The organism is Sphingobium yanoikuyae (assembly GCF_034424525.1).
Lineage (GTDB): Bacteria > Pseudomonadota > Alphaproteobacteria > Sphingomonadales > Sphingomonadaceae > Sphingobium > Sphingobium yanoikuyae.
In genome coordinates this window covers 2,327,802-2,349,796 of record NZ_CP139979.1, presented here as the reverse complement: position 1 = coordinate 2,349,796, position 21,995 = coordinate 2,327,802, and the positions used below count along the sequence as shown (strand labels likewise).

General features: G+C 65.3%; 20 protein-coding genes. 14 read left to right on the top strand and 6 right to left on the bottom strand.

Annotated elements, in window-relative coordinates:
- Nucleotides 1-42: 42 nt before the first annotated feature.
- Both U0025_RS10795 and U0025_RS10790 read right to left on the bottom strand, forming a co-directional pair.
- Entirely contained in the window at nt 43-567 is a 525-nt protein-coding gene (locus U0025_RS10795; RefSeq protein WP_004207389.1) for a GNAT family N-acetyltransferase, read from the bottom strand.
- A 103-nt stretch (nt 568-670) separates the two neighbouring features.
- Nucleotides 671-1,723, bottom strand: a complete 1,053-nt coding sequence (locus tag U0025_RS10790; RefSeq protein ID WP_004207388.1) for an NAD(P)-dependent alcohol dehydrogenase — start codon at nt 1,721-1,723, stop codon at nt 671-673.
- Nucleotides 1,724-1,964: 241 nt separating this feature from the next.
- On the opposite strand from U0025_RS10790, the gene uvrC reads away from it, so the two are divergent.
- The 3 genes from uvrC (at nt 1,965) to U0025_RS10775 (ending at nt 5,805) form a co-directional block, all read left to right on the top strand.
- On the top strand, nt 1,965-3,878 hold the full coding sequence (uvrC, locus tag U0025_RS10785; protein WP_037491626.1) for an excinuclease ABC subunit UvrC: 1,914 nt from the start codon (nt 1,965-1,967) through the stop codon (nt 3,876-3,878).
- 152 nt (nt 3,879-4,030) lie between these two features.
- Nucleotides 4,031-4,282, top strand: a complete 252-nt coding sequence (locus U0025_RS10780) for a hypothetical protein (protein ID WP_051156872.1) — start codon at nt 4,031-4,033, stop codon at nt 4,280-4,282.
- On the top strand, nt 4,279-5,805 hold the full coding sequence (locus U0025_RS10775) for a methyl-accepting chemotaxis protein (protein WP_004207384.1): 1,527 nt from the start codon (nt 4,279-4,281) through the stop codon (nt 5,803-5,805). The genes U0025_RS10780 and U0025_RS10775 overlap by 4 nt, the downstream gene beginning before the upstream one ends.
- On the opposite strand, the gene U0025_RS10770 is transcribed toward U0025_RS10775, so the two are convergent.
- Nucleotides 5,802-6,689 (bottom strand): LysR substrate-binding domain-containing protein, encoded by an 888-nt coding sequence (locus U0025_RS10770; protein WP_004207383.1) that lies wholly within the window; start codon nt 6,687-6,689, stop codon nt 5,802-5,804. The genes U0025_RS10775 and U0025_RS10770 overlap by 4 nt on opposite strands.
- A 116-nt stretch (nt 6,690-6,805) precedes the next feature.
- Between U0025_RS10770 and U0025_RS10765 the strand changes: the two genes are divergently transcribed.
- From U0025_RS10765 to U0025_RS10725, 9 genes are all read left to right on the top strand, one after another.
- The gene (locus U0025_RS10765) at nt 6,806-8,323 is read left to right on the top strand and encodes an acetyl-CoA hydrolase/transferase family protein (protein WP_004207382.1); all 1,518 of its coding nucleotides are present in this window, start codon (nt 6,806-6,808) and stop codon (nt 8,321-8,323) included.
- 142 nt (nt 8,324-8,465) lie between these two features.
- Nucleotides 8,466-9,446, top strand: coding sequence for a TerC family protein (locus U0025_RS10760; RefSeq protein ID WP_004207381.1), 981 nt, complete (start codon nt 8,466-8,468; stop codon nt 9,444-9,446).
- A 38-nt stretch (nt 9,447-9,484) separates the two neighbouring features.
- Complete coding sequence (recO, locus tag U0025_RS10755; protein WP_004207380.1) at nt 9,485-10,219, top strand: DNA repair protein RecO; 735 nt, start codon at nt 9,485-9,487, stop codon at nt 10,217-10,219.
- A 120-nt stretch (nt 10,220-10,339) separates the two neighbouring features.
- Nucleotides 10,340-11,383 carry a 3-isopropylmalate dehydrogenase gene (gene leuB, locus U0025_RS10750; RefSeq protein ID WP_004207379.1) on the top strand — a complete coding sequence of 348 codons (1,044 nt, stop codon included), beginning with the start codon at nt 10,340-10,342 and terminating at the stop codon, nt 11,381-11,383.
- A gap of 85 nt (nt 11,384-11,468) precedes the next feature.
- Complete coding sequence (locus U0025_RS10745; RefSeq protein ID WP_004207378.1) at nt 11,469-11,885, top strand: hypothetical protein; 417 nt, start codon at nt 11,469-11,471, stop codon at nt 11,883-11,885.
- Between the two features lie 184 nt (nt 11,886-12,069).
- Nucleotides 12,070-13,068: a threonine dehydratase gene (locus tag U0025_RS10740; protein ID WP_004207377.1), complete on the top strand. Its 999-nt coding sequence runs from the start codon at nt 12,070-12,072 to the stop codon at nt 13,066-13,068.
- Nucleotides 13,065-14,273, top strand: a complete 1,209-nt coding sequence (locus tag U0025_RS10735; protein WP_004207376.1) for a trans-sulfuration enzyme family protein — start codon at nt 13,065-13,067, stop codon at nt 14,271-14,273. The genes U0025_RS10740 and U0025_RS10735 overlap by 4 nt, the downstream gene beginning before the upstream one ends.
- Nucleotides 14,274-14,305: 32 nt before the next feature.
- Nucleotides 14,306-14,704, top strand: a complete 399-nt coding sequence (gene apaG / locus U0025_RS10730) for a Co2+/Mg2+ efflux protein ApaG (RefSeq protein ID WP_004207375.1) — start codon at nt 14,306-14,308, stop codon at nt 14,702-14,704.
- Entirely contained in the window at nt 14,701-15,492 is a 792-nt protein-coding gene (locus tag U0025_RS10725; RefSeq protein WP_004207374.1) for a LysR family transcriptional regulator, read from the top strand. Before apaG ends, U0025_RS10725 begins: the two co-directional genes overlap by 4 nt.
- Before the next feature lie 167 nt (nt 15,493-15,659).
- Here the strand turns inward: U0025_RS10725 and U0025_RS10720 are convergent, their stop codons facing one another.
- Both U0025_RS10720 and parE read right to left on the bottom strand, forming a co-directional pair.
- Complete coding sequence (locus U0025_RS10720) at nt 15,660-16,934, bottom strand: serine hydrolase (RefSeq protein WP_004207373.1); 1,275 nt, start codon at nt 16,932-16,934, stop codon at nt 15,660-15,662.
- Entirely contained in the window at nt 16,931-18,910 is a 1,980-nt protein-coding gene (gene parE, locus U0025_RS10715) for a DNA topoisomerase IV subunit B (RefSeq protein WP_004207372.1), read from the bottom strand. Before parE ends, U0025_RS10720 begins: the two co-directional genes overlap by 4 nt.
- A 153-nt stretch (nt 18,911-19,063) precedes the next feature.
- On the opposite strand from parE, the gene U0025_RS10710 reads away from it, so the two are divergent.
- Both U0025_RS10710 and U0025_RS10705 read left to right on the top strand, forming a co-directional pair.
- A complete protein-coding gene (locus U0025_RS10710; RefSeq protein WP_004207371.1) occupies nt 19,064-19,906 on the top strand; it encodes an outer membrane protein in 843 nt (280 codons plus the stop codon).
- 115 nt (nt 19,907-20,021) lie between these two features.
- Entirely contained in the window at nt 20,022-21,200 is a 1,179-nt protein-coding gene (locus tag U0025_RS10705) for a M48 family metalloprotease (protein WP_004207370.1), read from the top strand.
- A gap of 51 nt (nt 21,201-21,251) precedes the next feature.
- Here the strand turns inward: U0025_RS10705 and U0025_RS10700 are convergent, their stop codons facing one another.
- A complete protein-coding gene (locus U0025_RS10700; protein ID WP_072894408.1) occupies nt 21,252-21,941 on the bottom strand; it encodes a GcrA family cell cycle regulator in 690 nt (229 codons plus the stop codon).
- Between the last annotated feature and the right edge of the window lie 54 nt (nt 21,942-21,995).

The window sequence follows — 21,995 nt, the reverse complement described above, 5'->3', positions numbered from 1 at the left end:
AAAGGGTCGGCACCGAAAGGCGCCGGCCCTTTTTGTTTGGCTTCAGGCTGGCGTGCCGACGATCCATTCGGATCGCAGCATCCGCATGATCGCGGTATCCCATCGCGCATCGCCGACCCGGACGGAGGACAGGCGGACGCCTTCGGTCACGAAGCCCAGCAGTTCATAGCTGCGGATGGCGGGCCGGTTCCAGGCATAGACATTGAGTTCCAGTCGCTCGACGGCGTCAAAGGCAAAGGCGCTGGCGAGCGCAAGGCGCAGCATCGGCACCGCCAGACCCCGGCCCCGCGCATCGGGCGCGATCACGACCCGGCCCAGCGTGGCATTGCCGTTGCGCCAGTCGAAGGCGATCTGGACATGGCCGACCAGTCGATCACCGTCCTGCGCCATCCAGCACAGGCGTGCGGGCGGATCGCTGCGTCCTTCGTCCAGCATCGCCGCCATCTGTTCGTCGGACAGCGGGAAATGGACATAGGGTCCGCCCCACTGAACGACATCCGCGTCGCTGCCAAACCAGCCCGACAGGGTGGAGAAATGATCGGGGGTGAAGGGAAGGAGGGCCAGCATCCAGTTGGGATAGAGCGCCGGCTGACGAGCGCCACGGCCGATCGCGGCAAAGTGGCGCCCTATAGGAAAAGGGCGACCTTTCGGCCGCCCTTCCTTGAAGCGATCAGGCCGCCAGCGTGGCGTTGTCGATCACGAAGCGATATTTGACGTCGCTCTTCTGCATGCGGGCATAGGCGTCTTCGATATCCTGGATGCGGATCATCTCGATATCGGCGACGATGCCCTCCTCTGCGCAGAAATCGAGCATTTCCTGCGTCTCGGCGATGCCACCGATCAGCGAGCCGGCGATCGAACGGCGCTTGAAGATCAGCGCGCCGACATTGGGCGAGGGGTGGGCATGCTCGGGCACGCCGACCAGCGTCATCGTCCCGTCGCGCTTCAGCAGGGTGGTGAAGGCGTCGAGATTATGGCTTGCCGCAACCGTGTTCAGGATGAAGTCGAAGCTGTTGGCATGGGCCTGCATCTCTTCGGCATTGCGCGAGACGACGACTTCGTCGGCGCCCAGGTCCAGCGCGTCCTGGCGCTTGGATTCCGAGGTGGTGAAGGCGACGACCTTGGCGCCCATGGCATGGGCCAGCTTGATCCCCATATGGCCCAGGCCGCCAATGCCGACGATGCCGACCTTCTGGCCGGGGCCGACCTTCCAGTGGCGCAGCGGCGACCAGGTGGTGATGCCGGCGCACAGCAGCGGCGCCACGGCGGCGAGCTGATCGGCGGGGTGGCTGATCTTCAGGACGAACTTGTCCTTCACCACGATATTCTGCGAATAGCCGCCCAGCGTGTGGCCCGGCGCGTCGTCGGTCTTGCCATTATAGGTTCCGACGAAGCCGCTCTCGCAATATTGCTCCAGGCCTTCGTCGCAGGAGGCGCAGCCCTGACAGCTGTCGACCATGCAACCGACGCCGACCGTGTCGCCGACCTTGAAGGCGCTGACATGATCGCCAACGGCGGTCACATGACCGACGATCTCATGGCCGGGAACGCAGGGATAGAGGGTGCCGTCCCATTCGGAACGGACCTGGTGCAGGTCCGAATGGCAGACGCCGCAATAGGCGATATCGATCGCGACATCATGCGGACCGACGGCGCGGCGTTCGATGTCGAGGGCTTCGAGCGGCTTGTCGGCGGCGTTGGCGCCATAGGCTTTGGTGGCCATGGGGATATCCCTTTGCTTGAGGTTCGCGGTGTGCAGGGCATATGCCCCTTCCGCTGCTATTCTTGGATGGGCGCGAGCCAGGGGATGACCTGCGCCTGTCCCATGTAGGAAGTCGACAGGCTGTTGATTAGGCCGGCTTTCGGTAACACAGCCATGAATGGCAATCATGAATGGCGATGTTGGCCGCCCTTTGTTCCACACCGCCATTGCGATCCGCGCCGGTGCCGCTATCTCTGCGGCCATGTCGCAGCCGCAATCCCCCGACCGTTTCAATGAAGACAAGGCGACCTATACCGTCACCGGCAGCCAGCCCGACATCGATGCGGGCGTGGAGGCGATCCGCACGACGCTGAAGACGCTGCCGACCCGGCCCGGCGTCTATCGGATGCAGGATGCGCGCGGCGACGTCCTTTATGTCGGCAAGGCGCGGGCGCTGAAGAACCGGGTCGCCAATTATACCCAGGTCGACCGGCTGCCCAACCGGCTGCGGCGCATGGTGGCGCAGACCCGCAGCATGACGATCGTCACCACCAACAGCGAAGCCGAAGCGCTGCTGCTGGAGGCGCAACTCATCAAGCGCTATCGCCCGCCCTATAATGTCCTGTTGCGCGACGACAAAAGCTTCCCCTTCATCCTGTTGCGCGAGGATCATGCCTTTCCCCGCGTGCAGAAGCATCGCGGCGCGCGGAAATATAAGGGGCGCTATTATGGCCCCTTCGCCAGCGCCGGATCGGTGACGCGGACGATCAACGCACTGCAAAAGCTGTTCCTGCTGCGGTCCTGCACCGACAGCTTCTTCGCCAATCGCTCGCGGCCCTGCCTGTTGTATCAGATCAAGCGCTGCTCGGCGCCCTGCGTCGATCGCATCGACACGGCCGGCTATGCCGAACTGGTGCAGGACGCCCAGGATTTCCTGGGCGGCAAGTCAACCGCCGTGCAGCAGAAGCTGGGCGCGGCGATGGAGGCGGCGGCCGAGGCGCTGGATTTCGAACAGGCAGCGATGATCCGCGACCGGCTGAAGGCGCTGACCTTCATCCAGGGATCGCAGGCGATCAATGCAGAAGGGCTGGGCGACGCCGATATCTTCGCGCTGGCGGAGAAGGGCGGATCGATGTGCATCCAGGCCTTCTTCATCCGCGGCGGCCAGAATTGGGGGCATCGCAGCTTCTTTCCAGTCCACACCAATGATGTGGCGACCGAAGAGGTGCTGGAAAGCTTCATGGCGCAATTTTACGAGGAAGTGCCGCCGCCCAAGCTGATCCTGACCGACCGTGAGCCGGCCGAGTGCGAACTGATGGCGCTGGCGCTGAGCGAAAGGCTGGGCAGCAAGGTGCGGATCGAGGTGCCCCAGCGCGGCGAGCGCACGCGCCTGATCAAGCAGGCGCAGCGTAACGCGGTGGAGGCGCTCGACCGGCGCCTGGCCGAGACGACGACGCAAGCCAAGATATTGGACGAGATGGTCGAGGCTTTCGGGCTGGACGGCGTGCCCGACCGGATCGAAATCTACGACAACAGCCATATCCAGGGCGCCCATGCGCTGGGGGCGATGGTGGTCGCGGGGCCGGAGGGATTCCGCAAGAACGCCTATCGCAAGTTCAACATGAAGAACCCCGAAATCTCGAACGACGATTTCGCGATGATGCGTGAGATGTTTGAGCGGCGCTTCGGCCGGGCGGCGCGCGAAGATCCCGATCGCGACGGCGGCGAATGGCCGGACCTGGTTCTGATCGACGGCGGCAAGGGGCAATTGTCGGCGGCGCGGGCGATGCTGGAGGATATGGGCATCGAGGATGTCTGCATGATCGGCATCGCCAAGGGGCCACATCATGGCCGCGACGGGCGCGAGGTATTCCACCTGATGGATGGCCGGGAGGTGAGTTTCCCGATCAATCATCCGCTGCTCTTCTACATGCAGCGCCTGCGCGATGAAGCGCATCGCTTTGCCATCGGCGCGCATCGGGCGAAGCGCAGCAAGGCGATCACCGTGTCGTCGCTGGACGAGGTGCCGGGCATCGGCCCGGCCCGGAAAAAGGCGCTTCTGATGCATTTCGGGACGGCGCGGGCGGTGCGGGATGCTGCGCTGGAGGATCTGCAACGGGCACCCGGCGTGTCGAAGGCGGTCGCGCAGCAGGTCTATGATTATTTCCACGGCTGAAAAATGTGACGATGACGCAATGATTTTTGCTGGCTCATAAGTGTCGCGTTAACAATTGTTGGTGATGTTTCCCCAGCCGATCGGCGGGGGAGACAAGAGTGGGGAACAGGTGGGGGCTTGCGGCTGCGCAATTGGCGACAGTCGCTTTTCTGATGATGGCGGGTGTTCTGGCGCCGCCGGCGCGTGGCGACATGCTCGCCATTCCCCTGACAACGGCCAGCGGCCATGGATTGGCGGCGGGGTTGATTGCGGTCGGCGCGATCCCGATCGGCAAGGGGCAGATCGAGGGGGCATTGGTGGTGCGGGGCGATCGCGATCGGCTGGGCTGGCCGATGCTGGCGCGCGGCGTGTTGCTGCTGGCGGCACCCGATTTCCTCTGCGCCGGCAGGGGAGGGCGGGCATGAACGTCGAACGCCCGATGGAAAGCATCCGCCTGGCCGGTGCGCGCATGCTGATGTGGCTGTTCTGGCTGAATGTGCCGGCGCTCATGCTGATCGGCTGGCTGCTCAACTCTCCCGATGCGGCGGTCGGCGCGCTGGCGGCTGCGCTGCTGGCGCTGCTTCCGACCATCATGGTGCGGCGGCGCGACATTTCGGCGCCGGCGCGCATGACGCTGGCGGTGACATCGGTGGCGATCCCGGCGCTCTATGTCTTCCTGCTGCGCGGTCATGGCTGGCAGATGGACATGCATATGGGCTTCTTTGCGGCGCTGGCGGCACAGACCGTGCTGCTCGATCGCCGGGCGCTACTGGTGGCGGCCGGCGTGACGGCGCTCCATCATCTGATCCTCAATTATAGCTATCCCGCCTGGGTGTTCGCCAGCGAGGGCGATCTGCCGCGCGTGCTGGTGCATGCGCTGATCGTGGTGATCCAGACCCTGATGCTGTGGTGGATCGTGTCGCTGCTGACCCAGACCATCCGCCTGCAGACCGAGGAGCGGCAGCGGAGCGAAGGTTTGCGCAAGGAAGCGGACGCGGCGAAGGAGCGGGCCGAGGTCGCGCTGGCCGAACTGGAGCGGGCGCAGACAATTGCCACCCGACAGCGCGCGATCGAGGAAGCGGCGCGGCGGGCTGAAGAGGCAAGCGAGCGGCGCCGGCTGGTGGCCGATGCGCTGGAGGCGCGGTTGGGCGCGGTGGTCGGAGATCTGGGCCAACTGGCCGGGCAATTGTCGGCCAGCAAGCAATGGCTGTTCGATCTGCTCGATCGCACGACCCAGCGCTCGGCCGAATTGCGCAAGGCCCATGCCCGCGCCGATGGCGATGTCCGCGCGGTGGCGCAGGATACGGAAAAGCTGGCCATTTCGATCAATGGCGTGGGCGGCAGCGCCAGCCACACCCGCGACAATGCGCTGCGCGGCGCGATGGCGACCCGTGCGCTGACGCCGGAGGTTGACATGCTGTCGGCGACGGTCGATTCCGCCAGTTCGATCGTCGCGCTGATTGCCCAGATCGCGGCGCAGAGCCGGACCCTGTCGCTCAATGCCGGGATCGAGGCAGCGCGTAGCGGCAGCGAGGTGCGCGGCTTTGCCGTCGTGGCATCGGAGATGAAGAGCCTCGCCGCGCAGACGGCCGAGGCGACCCGCCAGATCGACATCTATCTGCAGGATATCCGCCGCGCGGCCGACAGCGTGTCGGGCGCGATCGATGTCGCGACCCAATCGGCCGACACGATCGACCGGTCGACTGCCGGCATCGTCGATGATGTGGCGGAGCAGATACGCGCCACCGGCGAGATCGCGGCCGCGACCGAGGAGATGGCCCGCCATATCGCCGAAGCGGCGTCCCAGGCCGAAGCGCTGAGCCTGGCCCTGGCGGAGGCGCAATCGGCCATGGGCGAAACCGATGCGGCGGCCACCGCCTTGTCCAGTCGTTCGCAGGAATTGCAGGAAACGGTACGTAACGTACTGGAAGAACTGCGCGCCGCTTAGCGCTGGGGCAGGTCGCCGGGGAAATTCGCCTTCAGGAAATCGAGCACCAGCCTGGCGCGGGCGGGCAGGCGCTTCAGCGCGGGATGCACCGCCAATATGTCGATCGGGTCGATCTGGCTGGCGGGGAGGACGCGCACGAGGCGCCCCGCCTCCAGATCGTCTGCCACCCGCACGGCGGGCAGCATCGCGATGCCGAGGCCGGCGAGCGCGGCGCGATGCACCGCCTCGCTATTGTCGCTGCGGAACGGGCCGCTGATCAACTGGTCGCGGCCGTCAACCGTCCATTTGGCCGGCAAATCGCCATAGCCATAGGCGATACAGCGATGGCTCGGCAGATCGTCCGCGCTGGTTGGCAGGCCATGGCGCGCGACATAGTCGGGATGGGCGACCAACATGCGGGGCAGGGCGCCCAGCCGATGCACGACCAGCATATCGTCCCCGACCGGGCCGACGCGCAGGGCCAGATCGAGCCGGTCCTGGACCAGATCGCGTTGCCAGTCGGTCATCGCCATGTCGATCCGCAGGCCGGGATGCTGATCGCTCAGCAGGCTCAGCAGGCCCAGATAATAGAGGCCCAGCGCGGTGGTGACGCCGATCCGCACCGTGCCGCTGACATCGCCCTGAACCGGGCGCAATTCCTGTTCGGCCACTTCCAGCGCATCGACCAGCGTGCGGGCATGGACCAGCAACTGGTCGGCTTCCGGCGTCGGGACCAGCCGGCGCGTGGTGCGATGAAACAGCACGGTGCCGAAATGGGCTTCCACCTGATCGAGCCGTCGCGCTATGGTGGTGTGGCTCGCATGCATCTCGGCAGCGACGCGCGTGAAACTGGGCTTTTCGCATAGCCGTATGAAGGTGCGGATCGAAAGAAGCAGGTCGCTCATTTGAACATGTCCTGCACAGATATTGTGCCGGGAATCCCTATTGTGCGGAGAACGGAAAAGCCAGACCTAAGCGCCGGCGCAGGGACGCCAGTCAGACATTTAATGGAGACGAGAGGATGGCATCGGATCGTATCGGTCATGCAGGGTTTGCGGCAAAAAGACGCAGCGCGCAGGACGCAGCTGCCCTGATTGCCGATGGCATGACCGTGGGCATGAGCGGCTTCACCGGTTCGGGCTATCCCAAGGCCGTCCCTCTGGCGCTCGCGGATCGAATCACCGCCGCCCATTCGGCCGGCGATCCGTTCCGGGTGAAGGTGTGGACCGGCGCGTCGACCGGGCCGGAACTGGACGGCGCGCTCGCCAAGGCCGACGGCGTCGAATTTCGTCTTCCCTATAATAGCGATCCGATTGCCCGCGAGCGGATCAACCGCGGCGAGATGCAATATTTCGACATGCATCTGAGCCAGGTCGCGCCGATGGCATGGCAGGGCTTTTTGGGCGAACTGGATGTCGCGGTGGTCGAAGTGACCGGCATCACGCCCGACGGCCTGCTGATCCCGTCCGCCTCGGTCGGCAACAACAAGACCTGGCTCGATCGTGCCAAGGGCATCATCCTGGAGGTCAATAGCTGGCAGAATGCCGCACTCGAAGGGATGCACGACATCTACTACGGCACGGCGTTGCCGCCCAGCCGCGTGCCGATTCCGCTGACCCGCGCCGACGATCGCATCGGCGAACCCTATTTCAGGGTCGATCCTGCCAAGGTGCTGGCGGTGGTCGAAACCGACTCGCCCGATCGCAACGCCCCCTTCACCCCGCCCGATGACAGTGCGCGGGCGATTGCCGGCCATCTGCTCGAATTCCTCGGCCATGAAGTGAAGATGGGCCGCATCCCGGCGTCGCTGCTGCCGCTCCAGTCGGGCGTCGGCAATATCGCCAATGCCGTGCTGACGGGCCTCATCGACGCGCCGTTCGACAATATGGTCTCCTATACGGAGGTCATTCAGGACGGCATGCTCGACCTGCTGGAATCCGGCAAGCTGCGCATGGCGAGCGCCACCGCTTTCTCGCTCAGTCCGGAAGCTGCTGCGCGACTGAATGCCGACATGGCCCGCTTCCGCAACAAGATGATCCTGCGCCCGCAGGAAATCAGCAACCATCCCGAACTGGTTCGCCGCCTGGGCTGCATCGCCATGAACGGTCTCATCGAGGCGGACATTTATGGCAATGTGAACTCCACCCACGTCATGGGATCGCGTATCCAGAACGGCATCGGCGGATCGGGCGATTTTGCCCGCAACGCCTATCTGTCGATCTTCATGACGCCTTCGACCGCCAAGCAGGGCAAGATTTCGGCGATCGTGCCGCATGCCAGCCATGTCGACCATATCAACCAGGATGTGCAGGTGATCGTCACCGAACAGGGGCTGGCCGACCTGCGCGGGCTGGCGCCGCGCCAGCGGGCTGAACTGATCATCAACAATTGCGCCCATCCCGATTATCGCCCGATGCTGAAGGATTATTTCAGGCGGGCGATGCAGGGCAGCTATGGCCTGCAGTCGCCGATGCTGCCGGCCGAGGCCTTTGCCTGGCACCAGCGCTTCATCGATACCGGCTCGATGATGCCGGACTGATCATCGGCTGCCCGGCGTGGCCTGAGCTGCGCCGGGCCACTGATCGTTGCTGTTCGATTGCCGCTTTCCGACATATTCCCGCTGAGGGAACCCGGGAGCCATGCCGTCCGCTTGACCTGCATCTTTGCAGCACGGACCCATCATGGATTTCCTGACGACCGACTTTCTCGACAAGCCCATCTGGATGTGGGTGCTCTTCCTGACGATCATCATCGCGCTGCTGGCGCTGGATCTGGGCGTGCTGCATCGCAAGCAGCGCGAGATTGGCGTGCGCGAGAGCGTGAAGCTGGCCGGCTTCTACATTGCGATCGGCCTTGCCTTTGGCGGCTGGATCGCCTGGCAGATGGGGCAGGAGGCGGCGGTCGCCTATCTCACCGGTTTCGTCGTCGAAAAATCGCTGGCGCTCGACAATGTCTTCGTCATCGCGATGATCTTCTCCTTCTTCCAAGTGCCGCGCCGCTATCAGCATGAGGTGCTGTTCTGGGGCATCATCGGCGTCATCGTCCTGCGCGCGATCATGATCGGGCTGGGCGCGGCGCTGGTCCAGAATGTCTCCTGGGCGCTCTATTTCTTCGCGGCGATCCTGATCTTCACCGGCATCCGCATGCTGTGGACGGTGGGCAAGGAACAGACGATGGAGGGGAACCGGCTGCTTGGCTTCCTGCGCCGTCACATGCGCGTGACCGAGCGGGTGGAGGGCGATCATTTCTTCGTGCGCCAGCCGGCCGAACCGGGCGGCAAGCCGCTGCTCCATGCGACGCCGCTGTTCCTGGCGCTGGTGATGATCGAGATTGCCGACGTCATCTTCGCGGTGGATTCTGTGCCGGCGATCTTCGCCATCACCACCGATCCCTATCTGGTCTATACCTCCAATATCTTCGCGATCCTGGGCCTGCGCGCGCTCTATTTTGCGCTGGCGGCGGCGGTCCACCGCTTCCATTATCTCAAATATGCGCTGTCGGTGGTGCTGATCTTCATCGGCGCCAAGATCTTCCTGGCCGATGCGCTGGGGCTGGAGAAGATCCCGCCGGCCTTTTCCCTGCTGGTGACGGCCGGGGTGCTGGGCGCGGGTATCGGGCTGTCGCTGTGGCGCACCCGTGGCGAGGCGCAGCTACAACATTAGATTTGGCACGGATGCCGGATCGTCGATAGGAAGGCGCCATGCCCGTCCTCATCACATCCGGCATCGTCTGCGCGCTGCGCGCCCATGGCGAACATGGCGCGGTCGCGCGGCTGCTGACGCCCGACCATGGGCTGGTCGCGGGCTATGTGCGCGGCGGGCGGTCGCGGGCGCTGCGCCCGGTGCTGCTGCCGGGCAATGCGGTGAAGGCCGAGTTTCGCGCCCGCACAGAGGATCAGCTGGCGAGCCTGACCGTCGAACTGGAGCATAGTCGCGCGCCCCTGCTGGGCGAGCCATTGCCGGCTGCGGCGATCGACTGGGCCTGCGCGCTGACGGCGACGGCCCTGCCGGAGGGAACGCCCTATCCGACGCTCTACGAAGCGTTCGATGGCGTGCTTGGCGCGGTCGAGGCGGCGCCGGCGGCGCGGGGCTGGGCGGCGGCTTTGGTCCGCTACGAATTGCTGTTGCTGGCGGAACTGGGCTTCGGCCTTGATCTGAACCGTTGCGCCGCGACCGGCAGCGCCGACGAGCTGGCCTTTGTCAGCCCGCGCAGCGCGGCGGCGGTCAGCCGGGCCGGGGCGGAGGGCTATGAGGCCCGCCTGCTGCCGCTGCCGCCTTTCCTGTTGCAGGGCGGGGCTGGCGACTGGCCGCAGATCATGGATGGATTGCGCCTGACCGGCTTCTTCCTGGAGCGGTCGGTGCTGACCGAAAGGCGGGCCGATGTGCTGGCCGCGCGCGAAAGACTGGTCGATCGGCTGAAAAGAGCGGTTGCGTAACGCGCGCAGTTTTTGCAAGGGCGGGCGCGCCGTTTCCGCATTCTCCGTTCGCCCGCCGGGCAACGGCGGCCATTTTCTTTCGCGGAACCGTGCCGACAGAGATTTAGAAAGAGGTTTCCCATGTTGATCGCCCTGTTCCCTGGAGATGGTATCGGCCCCGAGATCGTCGCGCAGGCGAAGCGCGTGCTTGATGCGCTGGCGATCGACGGCGTCACCTATGAAGAGGGGCTGGTCGGCGGTTCAGCCTATAAGGCGGTCGGCCACCCGCTGCCGCCCGAGACGCTGGACATCGCCAAGCGCGCTGACGCCATCCTGTTCGGTGCGGTCGGCGATCCCGACTGCGACTCGCTGGAACGCCATCTGCGCCCGGAACAGGCGATCCTGGGCCTGCGCAAGGAACTGGGCCTGTTCTCGAACCTGCGCCCGGCCAAGGTCTTCCCCGAACTGGCGCATGAAAGCGCGCTGAAGCCCGAAGTGGCCGGCTCGATCGACCTGCTGATCGTGCGCGAGACCAATGGCGACGTCTATTTCGGCGAAAAGGGCATGCGCACCACCGTCGATGGCCTGCGCGAAGGCTATGACATCATGTCCTATAACGAAGCCGAAGTGCGCCGCATCGCCCATGCCGGTTTCCAGGCGGCCCGCGCCCGTCGCGGCAAGCTCTGCTCGGTCGACAAGGCCAATGTGCTGGAAACCAGCCAGCTGTGGCGCGATGTGGTGATCGAGGTATCGGCCGAATATTCCGACGTCGCGCTGACCCATATGTATGTCGACAATGCCGCGATGCAGCTGGTCCGCAACCCCGGCCAGTTCGACGTCATCGTCACCGGCAACATGTTCGGCGACATCCTGTCCGATCAGGCGAGCATGTGCGTCGGCTCGATCGGCATGCTGGCATCGGCGACGCTCAACGGTAGCGGCCAGGGCCTTTATGAACCGATCCATGGGTCCGCGCCCGACATTGCCGGTCAGGGCAAGGCCAATCCGCTGGCGACCATCCTGTCGGCGGCGATGATGCTGCGTTATTCGCTGAACCTGCCCGAACCGGCCGACCGGATCGAGGCGGCGGTTGCCAAGGCACTGGCCGACGGTGCCCGTTCGCCGGATCTGGGTGGCACGATGAACACCATCGAGATGGGCGACGCGGTTCTGGCGGCGCTCTGATCCGACTTCGGTTCGTCGCATTTGCGTGACGCGAACGTAAAGTTTCTTCGTTTCCGGTCGATATGAGCGGTGAATGGGGACGCAAATGCCGACTGAACTGATTGAAGACCATCATGTCCTGCGGGGCATGATGCGGGATTTTGCCAGCATGATGGACGATGACGTTCGCGACATGGCACTTCTGACCCGCTGGCGCATCCGCTTCGCCCAGCTGTTCCGCGACCATATGGGGCGTGAGGACATGCTGGCGCGGGGCTTGCGCCAGGGGCCGCTGGCGATGGAAGCCGAGCCGGTCGTGCATCAGCATGGCCGCACCATGGTGGCGCTGTTCCTGCGCTACAGCGACCATATCAAGCAATGGACGCCTGCCCAGATCATGGCTGACTGGGATGGCTATCGCCGGGGCACCTTGGGGCTGCAGGACATGCTCTACGACCATATGGAGTGGGAAGAGGCGCATCTGCATCCGCTGATCGAGGGCAGGGTGCGCAGGGCCGCCTAGACCTTGATCGCTTCAGGCTGAATCTGCCTGAAGCGTGAATCAAGGTCTAGCATCCAAGAATAGAGCCTGATTCACGCTATCGGTGGAAGCGCGAGGCGCTTCCGCCTCAAACGATCAGGCTCTAGGGGGCCAATTCGCGCATATCGGTCCTGTCGGCTCTTCCACGCGCCAGCTAGGCAGCGGCATGGACGACTTTTCCCTGCCCAGCCTTCGTGCCGCCGCCGCCATGGTTCATGACCAGGTGCCGCCGACCCCGCAATATGCCTGGCCGCTGCTGGCCGGGCGGATCGGCGTTGAAACCTGGGTCAAGCATGAGAACCACACGCCGACCGGCGCTTTCAAGGTGCGCGGCGCCATCACCTATATCGACTGGCTGCGGCGCACCCATCCCGAGGTGACGGGCATCATCACCGCGACTCGCGGCAATCATGGCCAGGCGCAGGTGCGCGCGGCCCGCGCCGCCGGTCTGCAGGCGACGATCGTCGTTCCCCATGGCAATGCGCTGGAGAAGAATGCGGCGATGCGCGCATTCGGTGCCACCCTGATCGAACATGGCCATGATTTCGACAGCGCCAAGGCGGAGGCGGTGCGCCTGGCCGCCGAGCAGGGGCTGTTCATGGTTCCGGCCTATCATGCGCAACTGGTGCGCGGTGTCGCCAGCTATGGGCTGGAACTGTTCGATGCGGTGCCGGACCTCGACACCGTCTATGTCCCCGTCGGTTGCGGATCGGGCCTGTGCGCCACGATCGCGGCAAGGGATGCGCTGGGCCTCAAGACCAAGGTCGTCGGTGTCGTATCCGCCCATGTCGATGCCGCCAAGCGCTCGTTCGAGGCAGGGCAATTGCTGACCAGCCCGACCGCCTATACCTTTGCCGATGGCGTCGCCGTCTGCACCCCGGTTCAGGCCGCGCTCGACTATTTCGGGCCGCGCGCCGACCGCTTCGTCGGCGTCACCGATGACGAGGTGGCCGACGCCATCCGCATCTACTGGCAGGACACCCATAATCTGGCCGAGGGCGCCGGTGCGGTGGCGCTGGCCGCGCTGATCCAGGAAAAGGAGCAGATGCGCGGCAAGAAGGTTGCGGTTATCCTGTCGGGCGGTAATGGCGACATGAGCCAGATGGCACAGATATTGGGCGGCGAAACGCCGCGCGTCACGACGGATATGCGGAAGGCGATATGAAGCGGAAGAGCGGTCAGAACCCTGAGATCACCAAGAACTGGAAGCCGGCGACGCTGGCCATCCGGGGCGGCACCGCGCGCACCGAATATGGCGAGACGTCCGAGGCTTTGTTCCTGTCCAGCGGCTATTGCTACGACCGGGCCGAGGATGCCGCCGCGCGCTTCGCCGGTGAACAGCAGGGTATGACCTATAGCCGGCTGCAGAACCCGACCGTCGAGATGCTGGAGCAGCGCATCGCCCTGCTAGAAGGCGCAGAAGCCTGTCGCGCCACCGCGACCGGCATGGCGGCCATGACCGCCGCCCTGCTGTGCCAGCTGTCGGCCGGCGACCATGTCGTTGCGGCCAAGGCGGCCTTCGGCTCCTGCCGCTGGCTGGTCGACACGCTGCTGCCCAAGTTCGGTATCGCGACGACGACGATCGACGGCAGCGACGTCGCGGCCTGGGAAGCGGCGGCACAGCCCAATACCAAGGTCTTCTTCTTCGAGACGCCGGCCAACCCGACCATGGACGTGGTCGACATCGCCGCCGTCTGCGCGATCGCAAAGGCACGCGGCATCACCACCGTCGTCGACAATGCCTTCGCCTCGCCCGCATTGCAGCGGCCGATGGAGTTCGGTGCCGACGTGGTTGCCTATAGCGCGACCAAGATGATGGACGGGCAGGGCCGCGTGCTGGCCGGCGCCATCTGTGGCAGCCGCGACTGGATCGACAATGTGCTGCTGCCCTTCCACCGCAACACCGGCCCGACGCTCAGCGCGTTCAACGCCTGGGTGGTGCTGAAGGGGCTGGAGACGCTGGACCTGCGCATCCGCCGCCAGAGCGAGAATGCGCTCAAGGTTGCCCAGTTCCTGGAAACCCGCCTGCCCAAGGTCAATTATCCGGGGCTGGAGAGTCATCCCCAGCATGCGCTGGCAATGCGGCAGATGGACGCGGCCGGGCCGATCTTCTCGCTCTATGTCGGCGGCGGCCGGGCCGAGGCGCATGGCCTGCTCAACGCGCTGGAACTGGTCGACATCAGCAACAATATCGGGGATTCGCGATCGCTGATGACTCATCCGGCATCGACCACCCATTTCGGCATGGCCGAGGAAGCGCGGCTGGAAGTCGGCATCACCGAGGATATGCTGCGCCTGAACGTCGGCCTGGAAGATCCGGACGATGTGATCGCGGACTTCGACCAGGCGCTCAAGACGATAGGGCGTTGACGGAACCGGGCAGGGAGGCGCATGCGGGAGATATGAACGCATTGTTCCCCCTGCACGCGACGACGCGGGACATCATCGTCCATGTCGCCGTGACTTTCCTGCCCGAACAGTCGGAGCCGGACCGGGGGCGCTGGTTCTGGGCCTATCATATCCGGATCGAAAATCAGGGCGAACAGCCGGTGCAGCTGCTGAGCCGTCACTGGATCATCACCGATGGGCGGGGCATTCAGCAGGAATTGGAGGGTGAAGGCGTGATCGGGGAACAGCCGGTGGTGCAACCGGGCAAAAGCTATGACTATGTGTCGGGCTGCCCGCTCAACACGGCGACCGGGTCGATGCGCGGCGCCTATACGATGATCGGGTCCGATGGCGAGACGTTCGAGGTGACCATTCCCCATTTCGCGCTGATCGCGCCGGCGGTGGCCGAATGAAGCGGACCCATTTGCCGCTCAACGGCCTGCGCGTGCTGGATGCCGCGGCGCGACACCTGTCCTTCACCCGCGCCGCCGACGAACTGGCGGTGACGCCGGCGGCGGTCGGTCAGCAGATCCGCGCGCTGGAGGATATGCTGGGCGTGGTGCTGTTTCGCCGCACGCCCAAGGGGCTGGAACTGACGCCCGAGACCGAAGCGGGGCTGGAAGCGCTGCGTGCCGGTTTCCTGGAGTTCGAGGAAGCGGTGCGGGCGATGCAGGCGGGCCAGTCCAGTTCGTCGCTGACGATCGCGGCGCCGCGCGACATCACCGCCAAATGGCTGCAGCCGCGCCTGGCCGCCTATGCCGCGAGCCAGCCCGGCCTGACCTTCTCGCTGGTCGCAGCCGACGAGGCGCTGGACTTTACCGAGGCCAATCTGGACCTGGCGCTGCGCCTGACCGATGGCGCGGGCGAGCATGAGGGCATCAAGATCGGCGAAACCGCCTTCGTCACCGTGGAAGCGGCGGCCGGCGGGCCGGAGCAGCGGATCGAATGGCCCGGCTGCCCCTCGGGCGACCTGCCTGCCGCGATCCGGGTGGCGGATGCGGGGCTGGCGATCGAGGCGGCTGCGAACGGCTTTGGCCGGGCGAGCGTGCCGCTGCTGCTGGCACAGGCGGATATCGAGAATGGACGGGTGCGCAAGGTGGGCGATGCCCTGCCGACAATGCTCAGCTACTGGCTGATCGCGCCACTGCCGCAATGGCGCCAGAAGAAGGTCAAGGCGCTGGTCGAGGCGCTCACGGCCTGACCCGGCGGGGCCGGGAAATAGGATTTCGGCCGCTTAACTTCGCATATTTCCCGCACATTTCGACATTAAATGTCCAACTGGTGATGGATTGTTGCGAGCGTCGTCCATGTCCCATCGGGCATGTATAGAGGATCGGCGGCGTGTAGGACAGGCGCCGGACCGGGCGATCAGTCGGCGAGCAGGTTGAGCGCGCGCGTCATCAGCATGACGAAGCGGCCTTCGTCGACGCGGGCGACCGGATCATTCCAGGCGCCGCTGACCGCGTAATATTGGCCGTCCTGCGCCTGCACCAGGAAGTTCATGGCAATGACGCCGGGCTCGCTGCCGCCCTTATAGCCGAAATAGCGCCAGCGTTTCGCGTTGGCGGGGGCGATGCCCGGATTGACCGCCATGATCGACAGGGCGTCGCCACCGTTGCGGCGCAGCCAGTCGAGCTGGGCGATTTCCTCCTGCGGGCTGGCGAACCATTCGAGCGTGTCTATCGCCACCGGATTTTCCGACACGGTGCCGACATCGACATGAGCGGCGGTCAGCCGGGCGGCGGCATCCCGCAACAGGGCGCGGCGATCGGCGATGGTCCCGACCTCATAGCGGCGGCGCAATTCGGCATTGGCCGGCATCTTGAGGGCAAAGGCCTCGGCCGTGGTCAGCATCGGCAGGCTGCGGGGATCGGCGATACCGAAACGCTGGCGCATGGCGTCGACCTTGTCGCGGTCGAGGCCCAGCAGCAACGTGTCCGACGCGCTATTGTCACTTTCGGCGATCATCGCGGTCGCCAGGCTGTGCAGCGTCATCGGCGCACGATCGGGCCATGCCATCAGCCGGCCGGAAAAGCTTTTCGGACCGAGCGGCATGACATCGCTCCAGCGCCGCTCGCCGGCCTGCACCGCACGCGCCAGTTCGGCCAGCACGGTCAGCTTGAAGGAGGAGCCGGTCGCCATCGGCTGGTCGGGATGGTGCGACTGGAGCAGGACGGGGCCGGCATCGGTCAGCCGGGCGATGGCGAAGCTGCTGCGACCCGGCAGGGCGGCGATGTCGTGCAGCACTGCGGCCATGCTGTCATCGGCCTGGCGGCTGCCGATGATGCGCAGGCCGACGACGCGGTTGGGCGGATCGGGGGCGATCACCAGCGTGATGGCGACGATCGCCCGTTCGTAGCGGACCTCCATCTGCCCGGCGGTTGCGCTCTGCTGGGTGAGCGCGCCCAGCGCGACCGGCCGGCCATGCTGGCGGCGCAGGTCGGCGGCGAGCGCGCGCCAGCGGTCGACCGGGATGGCGTCGATGAAGACGGGGGAGAAGAAGTCCGATTCGTTGCCGGGGCCGGCGAGGATGGTCACCAGTTGCGCGGCGCGCGCGCGAAGGGCAGGGGCGGGATCAGCCATGGCGCGACCCGGCAGCAGCGCCATCCCGATGAGGACAAGCGCGGCCGCCAGCAGCCTCATGCGTCAATCGCTTCCTCATCGACCGCTGCCGCATTTTCCTGAATGAAGGCGAAGCGATGGGCCGGGTTGGTGCCCATCAGCCGCTCGACCAGGTCGCGCACCTGCTGCCGATCCTCGATATCGTCGGGCAGGGTGATGCGGATCAGGCTGCGGGTCTTGGGGTCCATGGTGGTCTCGCGCAACTGCATCGGGTTCATTTCGCCCAGCCCCTTGAAGCGGCTGATCTCGACCTTCTTGCCCTTGAACTCCTTGGCCATCATCGCCTCGCGCTGGGCATCGTCCATCGCATAGAGGCTCTTGCCGCCGGCAGTCAGGCGATAGAGCGGCGGCTGCGCCAGATAGAGATGGCCGCGCCGCACCAGCTCGGGCATTTCCTGGAAGAAGAAGGTCATCAGCAAAGTGGCGATATGGGCGCCGTCGACATCGGCGTCGGTCATGATGACGATGCGTTCGTAGCGCAGATTATCGGGGTTGCAATCCTTGCGCGTGCCGCAGCCCAGCGCCAGGATCATGTCGGCAATTTCCTGGTTTGCCAATATCTTGGCGGTGTTTGCTGAGGCGACGTTGAGGATCTTGCCGCGCAGGGGCAGGATCGCCTGCGTCTTGCGATCGCGAGCCTGCTTGGCCGATCCGCCGGCCGAGTCGCCTTCGACGAGAAAGATTTCAGCACCTTCCGGGTCGTCGTTCGAACAATCTGTGAGCTTGCCGGGCAGGCGCAGCTTGCGCGCGCTGGTGGCGGTCTTGCGCTTGACCTCCTTTTCCTGCTTGCGCTTGAGGCGCTCGTCCATGCGGTCGATGACATAGGCGAGCAGCGCCTTGCCCCGGTCCATATGGTCGGTCAGGAAATGGTCGAAATGGTCGCGCACGGCATTTTCGACCAGGCGCGCGGCGTCGGGGCTGGTCAGGCGATCCTTGGTCTGGCTCTGGAACTGGGGATCGCGGATGAAGACCGACAGCATGATTTCCGATGACGTCATGATGTCATCGGCGGTGATGTCCTTCGCCTTCTTCTGCCCCACCAGTTCGCCAAAGGCGCGGATACCCTTCACCAGTGCGGCGCGCAGGCCGTTTTCATGGGTGCCGCCATCGGGCGTCGGGATGGTGTTGCAATACCAGCTATAGCTGCCGTCGGACCAGAGCGGCCAGGCGACCGCCCATTCGACCCGGCCGGCTTCGCCCGGAAAATCCTGATTGCCCGAGAAGAATTGGGTGGTGGCGCATTCGCGGTCGCCCAGTTGCTCCTTCAGATGGTCGGCCAGGCCGCCGGGGAACTGGAACACCGCTTCGGGCGGGGTGTCGTCACCGATCAGTTCGGGCGCGCATTTCCAGCGTATCTCGACCCCGGCGAACAGATAGGCCTTGGACCGGGCGAGACGATAGAGCTTGGCCGGCTTGAATTTCTGCTCGCCGAAAATCTCGCTGTCGGGAATGAAGCTGACCGCGGTGCCGCGCCGGTTGGGGGCGGCGCCGACCTTTTCCAGGCCGCTGGTGGGCAGGCCCTGGCTGAAGCTCTGGCGGAACAGTTCCTTGTTGCGCGCGACCTCGACCACCGTCTTGATCGACAGGGCATTGACGACGCTGATGCCCACGCCATGCAGGCCGCCCGAGGTGGCATAGGCCTTGCCCTCGAACTTGCCGCCCGAATGGAGCGTGGTGAGGATGACTTCCAGCGCCGACTTGCCGGGGAATTTGGGGTGGTCGTCCACCGGGATGCCGCGACCATTGTCGGTGATGGTGAGCTTGTTGCCCGGTTCCAGGCTGATCTCGATCCGGGTGGCATGGCCGGCCACCGCTTCGTCCATGCTGTTGTCGAGCACTTCGGAGGCGAGATGGTGGAAGGCGCGCTCGTCGATGCCGCCAATATACATGCCCGGACGGCGCCGGACCGGCTCCAGCCCTTCGAGCACTTCGATGGTGGAGGCGTCATAGCCCGGCGAGGTGGTGGACTGGGCGGAGGCGAACAGGTCTTCGGACATTCCGCCAAGCTATAGGCAGCCGGGCGTCGGGCGCAAGCGCTGCGCGCACGCGATCGTCAGCAATCAATTGTTACAAGGCGTGGTGCAACAAATCGGCCGTCCGGTCGGTTGCCTCCATCAGGGTATATTCCCAAGGTCAGGCTGGAGAAATTCATGACATTCAAGCATTTTGCGCCGATCGGCGCCACGCTGGCGCTCGCCCTGGCGACGCCGGCAATGGCGCAGCAGGATAGCGGCAAGGTCGATTGGACCGGCCCCTATGTCGGCGGCTCCTTCGGCTATAACTGGTCGAAGGGTGATGGTGGCGAACATCTGCGCTTCGACACGGACGGGGACGGCGATTATGATAATGTCGTCACCACGGCGGCCGGGGCCAATGCCTTTTCGCCCGGCACCTGTGGTGGTTCGGCACGGGGCGCGACGCCGGCGAGCGGCTGCAATGGCGACAAGGATGCGATCGGCTGGATGGGCCATGTCGGCTATGACCGGCAGTTCGGTAATATCGTCGCGGGCATCGTCGGCGAAGCGGGCAAGGCCTATGTCAGCGACAGCGTGACCGAATATTCGACCACGCCGGCCAGCTATACCATGACCCGGCGGATCGGCTGGAACGCCAATCTGCGCGCGCGGCTGGGCTACACCACCGATGGCGGCGTCATGCCCTATATCACCGGCGGCCTGGCCTATGCCAAGGTGAAGAATCATTTCGACACCAGCAACACCGCCAACAGCTTCACCGAATATGACCGCAAGGAAGATGCCTGGGGCTACACGATGGGCGGCGGCATTGAGGCGAAGGTTGCGCAGAATTTCTCGATCGGCGCCCGCTATCTTTGGACCCGTTATAACACGGGCGACTATCGCGTCGATGTAGGGCAGGGCAGCGCGCCCGCGACCAACCCCTTCATCATCACGCCATCCGGCGGCACCAGCATCAACCGTGGCGACAAGTTCGACAATCAGAGCCTGATGGCGACCGCCAGCTTCCGCTTCTGATCCGCCGCAATGAAGGGGCCGGGGCGATGCTCCGGCCCTTTCCTCTTGTGATCTTTACCTGATCCCGCGCCCGACATAGCTTCCCGCCGACAGGATATGGCGGGAGGTCGAAAAAATGGCGGCAGGTTTCAACCCCGATGCGGCGACCACCTCCTATCTGGCGACGCTGTCGCCGGCCCAGCATGAACGGGCGATCGCCTATACCCAGGGCGGCCACTGGCTATTGCTGTGGGGCATGCTGGTGACACTGGTCGCCATGGCGCTGATCTGGCGCAGCGGCCTGCTGGTGCGGTTGGGGCGGCGGGTGCATGTGCGGCGCCCCAATCTGGCGGTGTTCCTGTCCGCCTTGCTCTTCTTTTTGCTCGACTGGCTGATCGAGCTGCCCTGGTCCATCTATGCCAATTGGGCGCGCGAGCGCAGCTATGGGCTGACCAGCCAGGGTTTTGGCGGCTGGCTGGGCGAGGATATATTGTCGAGCGCGATCAGCATTCCGTTGGTGGCGCTGCTGGCGGTCGCCATCTATGCGCTGATGCGCCGCACGCCGCGCTGGTGGTGGGCCTGGTCGGGGCTGGTGGTCGTGCTGGGCATCATCCTGATGGTGGTGATTGCGCCGGTGGCGATCGAGCCGCTGTTCAACAAATATACCCCCGCGCCAGCCGGGCCGACCCGCGATGCGGTGGTCGAACTGGCCCATCGTGCCGGCGTGCCGGGCGACAAAATCTATATCTATGACGGGTCGAAGCAGTCCGAACGCTATACTGCCAATGTCTCTGGCCTGTTCGGCACGGCGCGGGTGGCGATGAGCGACACCATGTTCAAGCGCGGCGCCGACCTGGCCGAGGTGCGCGGCGTGGTGGGCCATGAAATGGGCCATTATGCCGAACATCATGTGCTGTGGCTGGCCGGCGGCATGAGCCTGCTGGCGATGCTGCTCTTCTTCCTGGTCGACCGGCTCTATCCGGTCGCGGCGCGCTGGTTCGGCGCGGGCAGCGCGATCAGCGATCCGGCGCATATGCCAGTCGCCTGGGCGGTGGCGGCGGTGGTCGGGATATTCCTGGTGCCGCTGATGAACAGCATCAGCCGCTATGACGAGAATGCCGCCGACCGTTTCTCGCTCAAGGTCGCGCATGAGCCCGATGGCCTTGCCAAGGCGCTGGTCAAGACGATCGAATATCGCGCCTCATCGCCCTCGCGGCTGGAGGAAATCCTGTTCTACGACCATCCCAGCGTCGAACGGCGCATCCATGCCGCGATGGTCTGGAAGGCGGAAAATCCGCAACTGGTCGGTAAATAGGGGCAAAAGAAAAGGCCGCCCGGTGGGGCGGCCTTCCTTGTCTCGGTTGGCTCAGCGGACCCGCGGGCCGCCGAAGGGCAGCGGCGGGGGCGGGCGGCGCGTGCCGCGCGGCAGCTGCGCCTGATAGGCGCGGCCGCAATGTTCGACGCAATAGGGGAAGCCGGGGTTCACCGCTTCGCCGCAGAAATGGAAGTCCGGCTCGCCCGGATGGCCCATCGGCCACTTGCAGATCCGCTCGGTCAGGTCGAGCAGGCTGGTCTTGCCGGCAATTTCGGCGCTCGGCTTGGCGGGCACCAGACGGCGCGGCGGTGCCGGCGGGATCGGCGCCTGCTGGTCACCGGGGCCCTGACGCAGGAAGCCGCCGGGGCCGACCGACACGATGCGCGGCTGCGGCGCGGCAGGCGCGTCGCTGGGGGCAGCGACGGCAGCCGGTGCGGCAGGCGCAGCCGGTGCGGCGACCGGGGCCGGACGCGGCGGCGGCGGCGGGGCGGCCACGGGGGCTGCGGCGCGGGGCGCTTCGGCTTCCGGGGCAGGGGCTGCCGGCTTGCGGGCGGGTGCGGCCTTCTTGGGCGCCTCGTTGGCCTTCACCGGGGACGGGCGCGACTGCAGGCCAAGGCGATGCGCCTTGCCGATCACCGCGTTACGGCTGACGCCGCCCAGTTCGTCCGCGATCTGGCTCGCGGTCAGGCCCTTTTCCCACATCGCCTTGAGCTGGTCGATACGTTCGTCGGTCCAGGACAATGAAAACTCCTCACAATCTGTGCTATGCGCCCTATATGGGGCATGCAGGCGCGA

Bases quoted from the DNA above. Each gene is read 5' to 3' on its own strand.
- U0025_RS10795 (WP_004207389.1), bottom strand. From the start codon at position 567: ATGCTGGCCCTCCTTCCCTTCACCCCCGATCATTTCTCCACCCTGTCG.
- U0025_RS10790 (WP_004207388.1), bottom strand. From the start codon at position 1,723: ATGGCCACCAAAGCCTATGGCGCCAACGCCGCCGACAAGCCGCTCGAA.
- uvrC (WP_037491626.1), top strand. From the start codon at position 1,965: ATGTCGCAGCCGCAATCCCCCGACCGTTTCAATGAAGACAAGGCGACC.
- U0025_RS10780 (WP_051156872.1), top strand. From the start codon at position 4,031: ATGATGGCGGGTGTTCTGGCGCCGCCGGCGCGTGGCGACATGCTCGCC.
- U0025_RS10775 (WP_004207384.1), top strand. From the start codon at position 4,279: ATGAACGTCGAACGCCCGATGGAAAGCATCCGCCTGGCCGGTGCGCGC.
- U0025_RS10770 (WP_004207383.1), bottom strand. From the start codon at position 6,689: ATGAGCGACCTGCTTCTTTCGATCCGCACCTTCATACGGCTATGCGAA.
- U0025_RS10765 (WP_004207382.1), top strand. From the start codon at position 6,806: ATGGCATCGGATCGTATCGGTCATGCAGGGTTTGCGGCAAAAAGACGC.
- U0025_RS10760 (WP_004207381.1), top strand. From the start codon at position 8,466: ATGGATTTCCTGACGACCGACTTTCTCGACAAGCCCATCTGGATGTGG.
- recO (WP_004207380.1), top strand. From the start codon at position 9,485: ATGCCCGTCCTCATCACATCCGGCATCGTCTGCGCGCTGCGCGCCCAT.
- leuB (WP_004207379.1), top strand. From the start codon at position 10,340: ATGTTGATCGCCCTGTTCCCTGGAGATGGTATCGGCCCCGAGATCGTC.
- U0025_RS10745 (WP_004207378.1), top strand. From the start codon at position 11,469: ATGCCGACTGAACTGATTGAAGACCATCATGTCCTGCGGGGCATGATG.
- U0025_RS10740 (WP_004207377.1), top strand. From the start codon at position 12,070: ATGGACGACTTTTCCCTGCCCAGCCTTCGTGCCGCCGCCGCCATGGTT.
- U0025_RS10735 (WP_004207376.1), top strand. From the start codon at position 13,065: ATGAAGCGGAAGAGCGGTCAGAACCCTGAGATCACCAAGAACTGGAAG.
- apaG (WP_004207375.1), top strand. From the start codon at position 14,306: ATGAACGCATTGTTCCCCCTGCACGCGACGACGCGGGACATCATCGTC.
- U0025_RS10725 (WP_004207374.1), top strand. From the start codon at position 14,701: ATGAAGCGGACCCATTTGCCGCTCAACGGCCTGCGCGTGCTGGATGCC.
- U0025_RS10720 (WP_004207373.1), bottom strand. From the start codon at position 16,934: ATGAGGCTGCTGGCGGCCGCGCTTGTCCTCATCGGGATGGCGCTGCTG.
- parE (WP_004207372.1), bottom strand. From the start codon at position 18,910: ATGTCCGAAGACCTGTTCGCCTCCGCCCAGTCCACCACCTCGCCGGGC.
- U0025_RS10710 (WP_004207371.1), top strand. From the start codon at position 19,064: ATGACATTCAAGCATTTTGCGCCGATCGGCGCCACGCTGGCGCTCGCC.
- U0025_RS10705 (WP_004207370.1), top strand. From the start codon at position 20,022: ATGGCGGCAGGTTTCAACCCCGATGCGGCGACCACCTCCTATCTGGCG.